The sequence below is a fragment of the Rhodococcus sp. EPR-147 genome (genome assembly GCF_001647185.1).
Taxonomy (GTDB): Bacteria; Actinomycetota; Actinomycetes; order Mycobacteriales; family Mycobacteriaceae; genus Rhodococcoides.
In genome coordinates this window covers 1-9,799 of record NZ_LVCU01000436.1, presented here as the reverse complement: position 1 = coordinate 9,799, position 9,799 = coordinate 1, and the positions used below count along the sequence as shown (strand labels likewise).

The following is a 9,799-nucleotide window of genomic DNA, read 5'->3' as shown; positions in this document are numbered from 1 at the left end:
AGACGGCAGCATCGTTCCGCAGCCGCCGACGATCACCACCGGCAAGCGGGTCGCCGTCGTCGGATCCGGCCCTGCGGGATTGGCTGCAGCGCAACAGCTCACACGCGCCGGGCACGACGTCACCGTGTACGAGCGGGACGATCGTCTCGGCGGTCTGCTGCGCTACGGCATCCCCGAGTTCAAGCTCGAGAAGTCCGTGCTGGATCAGCGCCTCATGCAGATGCGGGCCGAGGGAACGCACTTCGTCACCGACTGCGAGGTCGGGATCGACTTCACCGTCGAGCAACTGCGTGAATCCTTCGACGCAGTCGTTCTCGCAGTCGGAGCTCTGCGGGCTCGTGACAACGCCGAGGTCATCGGTCGCGAACTCGACGGCATCCACCTGGCCATGGAGCATCTGGTGCCGTCGAACAAGGAATGCGAGGGCGACGGTCCCACCTCGATCTCCGCTGCAGACAAGCACGTGGTGATCATCGGCGGCGGCGACACCGGAGCCGACTGCCTGGGAACGGCGCACCGCCAAGGTGCTGCGTCGGTGACGCAACTCGATTACAACCCCGCTCTGCCCGGGGCTCGCGACGACAGTCTCTCGCCGTGGCCGTCGTGGCCGCTGGTGCTGCGCACCTCACCCGCGCACGCCGAGGGTGGCGTCGTGCGTCATCAGGTCGCGGTGCAGCGATTCCTCGGTGACGAGCGCGGGCACGTTCGTGCGATGGTGCTCGCCGAGGTGGAGGTGCAGCGCGACGCGGACGGTCGACGCATCGTCACACCCATCGGGGAGGAGATCGAATTGCCCTGTGATCTGGCGTTGTTCGCGATCGGTTTCGAAGGTGTCGAGCACGGTCCGCTGCTCGACGAGTACGGCCTGGCGCTGACCAAGCGGGGTGCGCTCTCGTGTGGTCCCGACTGGCAGACCACGGCACCGGGCGTGTTCGTGTGCGGGGATGCGCATCGCGGTGCGTCGTTGGTCGTGTGGGCGATCGCGGAGGGTCGATCCGCGGCTCACGGAGTCGATGCTTTCCTCACCGGACACTCGGAATTGCCGTCGCCCGTACACCCGACCGCACTGCCTCTGGCGGTCGTGTGACTCCCGTCTCTGAACCGGTACAGACCGTCCCAGCTGCGGGATAGCGCGGCTACCCGTCGGTAGTATTCGGGTGGATGCGTCTGCGATAGAGAACGCGGCGTCCAGCGGCTAGGCTCGCCTTCGTGAGCCGACGTACGAAGATTGTCTGCACCCTTGGACCCGCAACCGCAACCACAGAGCGCATCCGCGAACTCGTCGAGAGTGGAATGGATGTCGCACGACTGAACTTCAGCCATGGTGATCACCCCGATCATCAGGCCAACTACGAGAGGGTCCGCGCAGCATCGGACGCCACCGGCAAAGCCGTGGGTATCTTGGCCGACCTGCAGGGACCGAAGATTCGTCTCGGCCGATTCGCCGAGGGTTCGACCACCTGGGCGGCCGGTGAGCTGATCCGCATCACCGTCGAGGAGTGCGAGGGCACCCACGACCGAGTGTCGACCACGTACAAGGAGCTGGCCCAGGACGCCAAGGAAGGCGACCGCCTCCTCGTCGACGACGGCAAGGTCGGCCTCGTGGTCACCGGCGTCGAAGGCAACGACGTACTGTGCCGTGTCACCGAAGGTGGACCGGTCAGCAACAACAAGGGCGTGTCCCTGCCGGGCATGGATGTGTCCGTCCCCGCCATGAGCGAGAAGGACATCGCCGACCTCGAGTTCGCCCTTGCCCTCGGTGTCGACTTCATCGCGCTCTCGTTCGTCCGTTCTCCCGCGGACGTCGAACTCGTCCACGCCGTGATGGACCGCGTGGGCCGTCGAGTTCCCGTCATCGCCAAGCTCGAGAAGCCCGAGGCCGTCGACAATCTCGAAGCCATCGTGCTCGCATTCGACGCGATCATGGTCGCCCGCGGTGACCTCGGCGTCGAGTTGCCCCTCGAGCAGGTACCTCTGGTGCAGAAGCGCGCCATCCAGATCGCCCGCGCCAACGCCAAGCCCGTCATCGTCGCGACCCAGATGCTCGAATCGATGATCGAGAACTCCCGCCCGACGCGCGCCGAGGCGTCCGACGTCGCCAACGCAGTGCTCGACGGTACCGACGCGGTCATGCTCTCCGGTGAGACCTCGGTCGGTAAGTACGTGATGGAAACCGTGCGGACGATGGCTCGCATCGTCGAGACGGTCGAGACCGAGGGCGACAGTGTTCCTCCGCTGACGCACGTCCCGCGCACCAAGCGTGGCGTCATCTCCTACGCCGCCCGCGACATCGGTGAGCGCCTGGACGCGAAGGCACTCGTTGCGTTCACCCAGTCGGGTGACACCGTTCGACGGTTGGCTCGTCTGCACACCAAGCTTCCGTTGCTCGCCTTCACCTCCATCTCCGAAGTGCGCAGCCAGCTGTCGCTGAGCTGGGGAACCGAGACGTTCCTGGTCCCCGATGTCGGCTCGACGGACGCGATGGTCAAAGAGGTCGACAAGGCGCTCCTCGAACTCGGTCGGTACAACAAGGGCGATCAGGTCGTGATCGTGGCCGGTGCCCCTCCCGGCACAGTAGGCTCGACCAACTTGATCCATGTGCACCGAATCGGAGAAGAGGACCGGTAAGTGGTCGAAGCGGGGGGAACCGGCGTCAGCGAAAGCGCGCCGAGCAGTACAGCTGTACGCAGGACAGATCTCGAGACGCTCCTCGATCTCCTCGCACTCGAGGAGATCGAGGAGGACGTGTTCCTCGGGGTTCACCCCGAGCAGGTGGGCAGTCGAACGTTCGGGGGGCAGCTCGTTGCTCAGGGCCTGATCGCGGCGGGCCGGACCGTATCCGGTACGTCGCGGGACGTGCACGCGATCAACGCGCACTTCATTCGCGGGGGTGACGTCAAGAAGCCCATCGAGTACCGGGTCTCGCGACAGCGCGACGGCCGAGCCTTCGCCAACCGGCAGGTCACCGCCGTACAGGACGGCAACGAGCTGTTCGTCATGCTCGCGGCCTTCCAGGATTTCGGTAAGGGCCTCGAGCACAGCGTCGAGGTTCCCGAGGTTCCGTATCCCGACGCACTGCCTCCGCTCGGCGATCATTTCGTCGGGTACGAGGACCGTCTGCAGATGTTCGTCGACGCCCTCAAGCCGATCGACATGCGCTACGCGAACGATCCCGCGTGGATCATGCACGGCACCGGGGAGAAGCTCAATCACAATCGCGTGTGGATGAAGGCCGACGGGGATCTGCCCGACGCGTCGATCTTTCACGCCGCGACCATGGGCTACGCGTCGGACACCACCGTGCTCGATTCGATCATCACCACCCACGGCCTGTCGTGGGGACTCGACCGCATCGTCGCGGCGACGGTGAATCACTCCATCTGGTTTCACCGTCCGTTCCGGTTCGACGAATGGGCTCTCTACGCCACCGAATCGCCGGTTGCGGCCGGCTCGCGCGGACTGGCCACCGGCCGCTTCTTCTCGATGGACGGGCAGCTGCTCGCCACCGTCGTTCAGGAAGGTCTCATCCGGCACTTCCCGAAACGGGTCCGCGACTGAGTGCGTCGGTCCATATTCGCGTCTTGGCCTGCGGATCGAGTGCTGCGTGCGCCGGACTGGTCGACGGTAGTCGTTCGAATCCCACCTGGGGCGTTGCCGATTTCACGTACCGCCGGTAGGTCTCGGCGGCCTTGGCTCCGTTGAAGAACACCCGGTCGATGCCGGGATTCTCGGCGAACAATTGCTCGAAATCGTTTGTCTCGATGGACGATTCGACGATCGCCGAATCCAGGCTTCCTTCACGCGTGCACAGCTTCAGCACGTCCCATATCGCGACGCCCTGGCTGCGCAGACGCTCGGTGCGCGCATCGTAGGGAAGTTCGGGGCCGGCACCGAAGAGCGTTCCCATGATCGGCCAGAACGCATTTCGTGGATGCGCGTAGTACTGCTGCGCGGCCAGCGACGCGACGCCGGGCATCGAGCCCAGAATCAAGGTGTTCGCGCCGCGGCCGAGAATCGGTGCGAAGCTGTGCACGACGTTCATTGCGTGATTACAGCAAATCCCCGCGGGGGCACCGGACAGGGGACCACAATGGAGGTCATGCTGGATCCACGTGTACTCGACAACAACGAACTCGAAGCCGAACTTGCTGCATTGCGCCGGGGTCGTGACGCCTCGATGGACGAGGGCGCGCGCGATGTGTCCAAGGCAGACACCGACCACCTCATCGCGCGGTTCGAGGAAGAAATCCGTAAGCGACACCAGGACTCGGTGTCCGATCAGCCCAGCGCCGATCTACCCTGACCGAGGATCAGAACGGCGCAGGCCGCAGTCGCGGCCACTGTTCTGACGGTGTTCCATCGCGTCCACTTCTCGGTGAAGTTCTGCCACACCTGGGCGGCGGCAGCACTGCCTGGATCCACCCCGGCCAACGCGTCGTTGAGGGGGACGTTCAGAGCGGCCGTGATCGCGACGCATCCGAGAACGTAGAGAACGGCTCCGCTCACGACCAGCACCGGTGAACCCCGACCGGTCGATACGGCGCCAATCGCTGCGAGAAAGCACGATACGGCTGTCCCGACGAACAGTGCCAGGAACAGTGGGCTCAGAATCGCAGCATTGAATCTCTGCATGGCGGCGATCGCGTCGGGTACCGGCAGTGTTGCCAGGCCGGGGAGCACGCTGATGGAGAAGGCGAGCAGCACTCCGGCAACGAGCCCACATCCGACGGCGGCAACGGCGGTGGCGACTGCGAGCATTCGATCCAACACGGTGATTCCCTCCAGTAGGTGAGCGTTCAGTTGTCCACCCTCGTCCCGAGAGGCTGGACGAGCAATGCGCACACAGCCGCGTTCGATGTCCGATCGTCCATTTCGTGGGACGATCGGTGCATGCGCGGCGCAGATCCCTGGAAGTCGTCCGACCCCCTGGGTGAAGCGCTGCACTTTCTGCGGATGACCGGATCGTTCTACGTGCGCTCCGAGATGAGCGGATCCTGGGGTCTCGCATTGCCCGCCATGGAGGATGCGCTGTGGTTTCACACGGTCGTCGACGGCAGTTGCGCATTGTCGGTTCCCGGCGAGCCGACGCGTGAGCTGATCCCCGGCGATTTCGCGTTGGTACCGCACGGGCGAGGGCACGTGCTCACTGCAGCCGGCGACGCATCGGTTCGGGCGACGAGCGTTCACGATCTCCCGCACGAGTACATCAGCGATCGCTACGCGGTGCTCACTCACGACGCGGGCGGTGCCGGCCGTGCTGCGACTCTCGTGTGCGGGGCGGTGCGGCTGGATCATCCTGCAGCGCAGAAGCTCGTTCGCCTGTTGCCCGCGCTGGTGGTGGTCGACGCTGATCCGGGCCCCAGGCAATCGAGGATGCAAAACGTACTGGCTATGGTCGCGGACGAGGCGCGTGTGCTCGAGCCCGGGGGAGAAGCGGTGATCACCCGGCTGTCCGACATTCTGGTGATCCATGCGCTGCGGTCGTGGATCGCGAATACGCCAGGTGCGCAGTCGGGTTGGCTCGGTGCATTGCAGGACGATCGGATCGGAACGGCGTTGGCGCTGATCCATCGACACCCGCACGAGCGGTGGACCGTCGCGGGTCTGGCATCGAGGGTGAACATGTCTCGCTCTGCGTTCTCGGCACGTTTCACCGAGCTGGTCGGTGATTCCGTGATGAGCTATCTCGCGATGTGGCGGATGCAGGTCGCGTACGGCACGTTGCGATCCGAGGACGTGGTGATGGCCGAAGTGGCCCGGCGCAGTGGGTATCTGTCGGAGGCTGCGTTCGGGAAGGCGTTCAAGCGCGCCACGGGCGTCTCGCCGGGAAGTGTGCGTCGCCGTCGTGAGGTGCCGATGGCCGACGGTCAGTCGAGCAGGTGACGGAGATAGCTGTTCGGGTCGTCGAGGTAGCGGCGCCAGTGCTGTACCAATTCGAGTTCGTCCCAAGTGCTTCGGCGTAGACCGTGTTCGCCTACTTCGACGATGTCCGCACCGGGCGTCGACGCCAGAATCGGTGAGTGGGTGGCGCAGACGATCTGCGCGCCGTCATTGCCCAGCTCGGACATCAGTGCAACGAGCTGGAGGCTCGCGGTGAACGACAGGGCCGATTCGGGCTCATCCAGAACGTAGAAACCGGGTTCGTCCAACATTGCACCGAACATGGTCAGGAACCCTTCACCGTGGCTCATCTCGGCGGTGTTCTCGTCCCAGAAACCCGGCACGCCGCCGAGGTTCTCGGCCATGTCGAACGCGGTCTCGGCGCGCAGGAAGAAGCCGCGCTTGTTCAGTCGTGGGCCACGAAGCATTCGAGAACCTCGTGGCGTGGTCTCGAGTTCGAGTACCTCTCCGAGCGCGCTGGTCACCTCGTCGATTCGACGCGACTGCTGCGCCGCGCGACCGCCGCGGGCATCGATTCCGAATCCCTCGGCTATTGCTTCGACGAGAGTCGATTTACCGGAACCGTTGTCTCCGACCAGAATTGTGACCGGTGCCAGGAATTCGAGTCCCTCGCGAGCGAGGTCGGCGACAGCAGGCACGGTGAAGGGCCAGTCCGATCCGACATCGTCGGCATGGACGTACGCGCGTTCTACGAACATGGTTCAGGCAGTGACCAGGCGGTCGACGTAACCGGTCTCGTGAGTGGAATCGGCGCTGCAGGTGTAGAAGACCCACTGGGCGGACTGGTCCGCCGAATCCCCGAAACGATGGTCGACCTTCGCTGCGCACAAATTGCCCGCGCTGGTGTCGTGGCAACGAAGACTGCTGGGTATGTACATCACTCCACTGTAGGCGCGATCACGAGCGGCCTTTACCGATACCGATTCGTGGCTGCTGTGGTGCCCTCGGTGAGACTCGAACTCACACTGGACGGGTTTTGAATCCGTTTCCTCTGCCAATTGGGATACGAGGGCTGGCGTCTTTCAAGCAACGATTGACGAGTTTAGAAGATGCGCTTTCGGCCTCGCGCACCGGTACCCTTCAGATGCTCGACGGCCCTGATGGGCGATGACTGTCAAAGGAGACCGATACAGATGAATGCTCCTGGTGCGCACGGTACTGGCAAGCCCCCGCTTCGTGTGGTGGTGGCAGAGGACGAATCCCTGATCCGATTGGACCTCGTGGAGATGCTCCGCGAGGAGGGGTACGACGTGGTCGGTGAAGCGGCCGACGGTCAGCAGGCGGTGGAGTTGGCCGTCGAACTGCGTCCCGATCTGGTCATCATGGATGTGAAGATGCCGCGTCGGGACGGAATCGATGCGGCGTCGGAGATTGCAGAGAAGCGCATTGCGCCCGTCGTCATTCTCACCGCGTTCAGTCAACGCGAACTCGTGGAGAAAGCGCGCGATGCCGGGGCCATGGCGTATCTGGTCAAGCCGTTCACCAAAGCCGATCTGATGCCTGCGGTGGAGTTGGCCGCCAGTCGTTTCGGTGAGATCTCCGCCCTCGAATCCGAGATCGTCGACCTGCAGGATCGGCTCGAGACGCGCAAGCTCATCGAGAAGGCCAAGGGCATCCTGATGGAATCGCAATCGCTCACAGAACCGCAGGCGTTCAAGTGGATTCAGCGAGCCGCGATGGATCGCCGGACCACGATGAAGGCCGTCGCGGAGGTCGTGATCGACACGCTCGGTACCCCTGCGAACAAGCCCGTGGGAGAAAGCTGATCGGCCGGCGAAAGCTACGGCCACGTAAAACTTCGACTCTCTAGGTCACAGTCAGGTCACGAGCGTCGTTCTAGGCCTTGCGAATCGGCTCCGCGCATTAGCGTCTGACCCACACGTGAGCCACATGTAACTCAGGTGCGCTTCATCGACGAGCAATTTCAAGGAGAACCTAGATGGCAATTCGGACCTATGTCCGCACGGCTGCGGTGCTGAGCGTTACCTCGCTCGCACTGTTCGGCTGTTCGTCGAGCGACGACTCGGGCTCGACCGACTCCACCAGTGCCAGCGGCGGCACTGCAGCCGCGGAAACGACCGTCTCCACCGACTGCACGCCCGAGCAGGCCACTGCCGGGGCAACCCCGGACACGGCCCCGCTGGTGGTGGGAACCCTTCTCCCCGAGACCGGAACCCTGGCCTTCCTCGGCCCGCCCGAAGTTGCCGGTGTGCAGCTGGCCGTCAACGACGTCAACGAAGCCGGTGGCGTCCTCGAGCAGCCCGTCACGCTCATCCCCGGTGACTCGGGCGACACGACGACCGATACCGCCAACACCACGGTGGACCGCTTGCTCGCCGGCGGTTCCGACGTCATCGTCGGTGCAGCGTCGTCCTCGGTCTCGCTCAAGGTCATCGACAAGATCGCCAGCGCAGGCGTCGTGCAGTTCTCGCCGGCCAACACGTCCGATCAGTTCGTCTGCTACCCGGACAAGGGGCAGTACTTCCGTACCGCACCCACCGACGTGCTGCAGGCACAGGCCCTGTCCCAGCTGATCGCCCAGGACGGTGCGCAGCGCGTCGCCATCCTCGCGCTCAACGACCCGTACGGCACGGGCCTGGCCGCGAACACCGCGGACAACCTCGAAGAGGCGGGCATCGCGGCGGACCAGATCCAGACCACGATCTACGACCCGAACGCACAGTCGTTCAACGCCGAGGTCGACGGTGTGAAGAACTTCAACCCGGACGCCGTGGCCATCATCGGCTTCGAGGAGTCCGCGAAGATCATCACCCGTATGCACGAGATCGGCATCGGACCGTCCGACGGCACGCTGGTCTACGGCGTCGACGGCAACATGGGCAACGCCCTCGGTGAGTCGGTCGCAGCGGGTCTGCTGGACACGATGCGCGGCACCACTCCGTTGACCGATGTCGGCACCGGATTCCAGGATCGTCTCAAGGTCGTCGATCCGGCTCTGGTGGACTTCAACTACGCGGGTGAGTCCTACGACGCAGTGATCATCTCGGCGCTGGCTGCCGAGCAGGCCAAGTCGACGGCAGGTACCGACATCGCGGCCAACATCAACAGCGTCACCAAGGACGGCACCAAGTGCACCAGCTACGCCGAGTGCCTTCCGCTCGTCAAGGCCGGAACCGATATCGACTACGACGGAATCACCGGCGCGCTGAACTTCAGTGACGCAGGAGAGCCCGCCACCGGTTCCTACGGCAACCTGGTCTTCGGACCGGACAACACCCTGACGACGGAAGATTACATCGTCGTCGGTGAGTGATCTGTAACTGTCACACGGCCTCTGGGCCCGAGTCCTCGATCAGGACTCGGGCCCAGAGGTTTTCGTAGGTGTCACACGTTCGACGGCAACGACGACGGCCCCGGTTCGATGTCGAACCGGGGCCGTCGTCGTTTGCCGAGCAGCTACTTCTTCTCTTTGCTTCCCGCCAGTGTGCCGAGGTACAGCTCGATCACCTTCGGGTCGTTCATCAATGCCGGACCGGTGTCGGTGTAGGCGTTGCGGCCCTGATCGAGTACATAGCCACGGTCGCAGATCTGGAGGCAGCGACGAGCGTTCTGCTCGACCATGATGATCGAGACGCCCGCTGCATTGATCTTCTTGCAGCGGATGAACACCTCGTCCTGGAACATCGGAGACAATCCGGCCGACGGCTCGTCGAGCAGCAGTACCGACGGCTCCATCATCAGTGCGCGTCCCATGGCGACCATCTGTCGTTCGCCGCCGGACAGCGCGCCTGCTTTGACCTTCTTGCGCTCGCCGAGCAGCGGGAACAGCTCGCTGACGAACTCGAAACGCTCACCGAACTTCTTGGGACGCAGATAGATTCCCATCTCGAGGTTCTCTTCGATGGTGAGTGACGGGAACACGTTCTGCGTCTGCGGA

12 protein-coding genes and 1 tRNA gene are annotated in these 9,799 nt (G+C 64.1%); 7 read left to right on the top strand and 6 right to left on the bottom strand.

Going from position 1 to position 9,799, the window contains the following annotated elements:
- The 3 genes from A2J02_RS19090 to A2J02_RS19080 all read left to right on the top strand — a co-directional run.
- Positions 1-1,087: glutamate synthase subunit beta (locus tag A2J02_RS19090; RefSeq protein ID WP_068052239.1), on the top strand; the 1,087-nt coding region annotated here is incomplete at its 5' end.
- A 122-nt stretch (positions 1,088-1,209) separates the two neighbouring features.
- Complete coding sequence (gene pyk, locus A2J02_RS19085) at positions 1,210-2,628, top strand: pyruvate kinase (RefSeq protein WP_082073683.1); 1,419 nt, start codon at positions 1,210-1,212, stop codon at positions 2,626-2,628.
- Between the two features lie 105 nt (positions 2,629-2,733).
- Positions 2,734-3,558 carry an acyl-CoA thioesterase gene (locus tag A2J02_RS19080; protein WP_231893833.1) on the top strand — a complete coding sequence of 275 codons (825 nt, stop codon included), beginning with the start codon at positions 2,734-2,736 and terminating at the stop codon, positions 3,556-3,558.
- On the opposite strand, the gene A2J02_RS19075 is transcribed toward A2J02_RS19080, so the two are convergent.
- Positions 3,524-4,042, bottom strand: coding sequence for a DNA-deoxyinosine glycosylase (locus tag A2J02_RS19075; protein WP_068052236.1), 519 nt, complete (start codon positions 4,040-4,042; stop codon positions 3,524-3,526). The genes A2J02_RS19080 and A2J02_RS19075 overlap by 35 nt on opposite strands.
- Before the next feature lie 57 nt (positions 4,043-4,099).
- Between A2J02_RS19075 and A2J02_RS19070 the strand changes: the two genes are divergently transcribed.
- The gene (locus A2J02_RS19070) at positions 4,100-4,303 is read left to right on the top strand and encodes a hypothetical protein (RefSeq protein ID WP_156516302.1); all 204 of its coding nucleotides are present in this window, start codon (positions 4,100-4,102) and stop codon (positions 4,301-4,303) included.
- Here the strand turns inward: A2J02_RS19070 and A2J02_RS19065 are convergent.
- Entirely contained in the window at positions 4,279-4,770 is a 492-nt protein-coding gene (locus tag A2J02_RS19065; protein ID WP_068052240.1) for an anthrone oxygenase family protein, read from the bottom strand. The genes A2J02_RS19070 and A2J02_RS19065 overlap by 25 nt on opposite strands.
- Positions 4,771-4,890: 120 nt before the next feature.
- On the opposite strand from A2J02_RS19065, the gene A2J02_RS19060 reads away from it, so the two are divergent.
- Positions 4,891-5,883, top strand: a complete 993-nt coding sequence (locus tag A2J02_RS19060) for an AraC family transcriptional regulator (protein ID WP_068052230.1) — start codon at positions 4,891-4,893, stop codon at positions 5,881-5,883.
- Here the strand turns inward: A2J02_RS19060 and A2J02_RS19055 are convergent.
- From A2J02_RS19055 to A2J02_RS19050, 3 genes are all read right to left on the bottom strand, one after another.
- On the bottom strand, positions 5,868-6,599 hold the full coding sequence (locus A2J02_RS19055; RefSeq protein ID WP_068052229.1) for an AAA family ATPase: 732 nt from the start codon (positions 6,597-6,599) through the stop codon (positions 5,868-5,870). The genes A2J02_RS19060 and A2J02_RS19055 overlap by 16 nt on opposite strands.
- A gap of 3 nt (positions 6,600-6,602) precedes the next feature.
- The gene (locus tag A2J02_RS28365) at positions 6,603-6,779 is read right to left on the bottom strand and encodes a hypothetical protein (protein ID WP_188078653.1); all 177 of its coding nucleotides are present in this window, start codon (positions 6,777-6,779) and stop codon (positions 6,603-6,605) included.
- Positions 6,780-6,837: 58 nt separating this feature from the next.
- A tRNA-Leu gene (locus tag A2J02_RS19050) sits at positions 6,838-6,914 on the bottom strand.
- 120 nt (positions 6,915-7,034) lie between these two features.
- Between A2J02_RS19050 and A2J02_RS19045 the strand changes: the two genes are divergently transcribed.
- Together A2J02_RS19045 and A2J02_RS19040 are read left to right on the top strand one after the other, a co-directional pair.
- Positions 7,035-7,667, top strand: coding sequence for an ANTAR domain-containing response regulator (locus A2J02_RS19045; RefSeq protein ID WP_068052227.1), 633 nt, complete (start codon positions 7,035-7,037; stop codon positions 7,665-7,667).
- Between the two features lie 173 nt (positions 7,668-7,840).
- Positions 7,841-9,175, top strand: coding sequence for an ABC transporter substrate-binding protein (locus A2J02_RS19040; protein WP_068052226.1), 1,335 nt, complete (start codon positions 7,841-7,843; stop codon positions 9,173-9,175).
- A 143-nt stretch (positions 9,176-9,318) separates the two neighbouring features.
- On the opposite strand, the gene A2J02_RS19035 is transcribed toward A2J02_RS19040, so the two are convergent.
- The coding region (locus A2J02_RS19035; RefSeq protein ID WP_156516301.1) for an ABC transporter ATP-binding protein at positions 9,319-9,799 on the bottom strand (481 nt) is incomplete at its 5' end.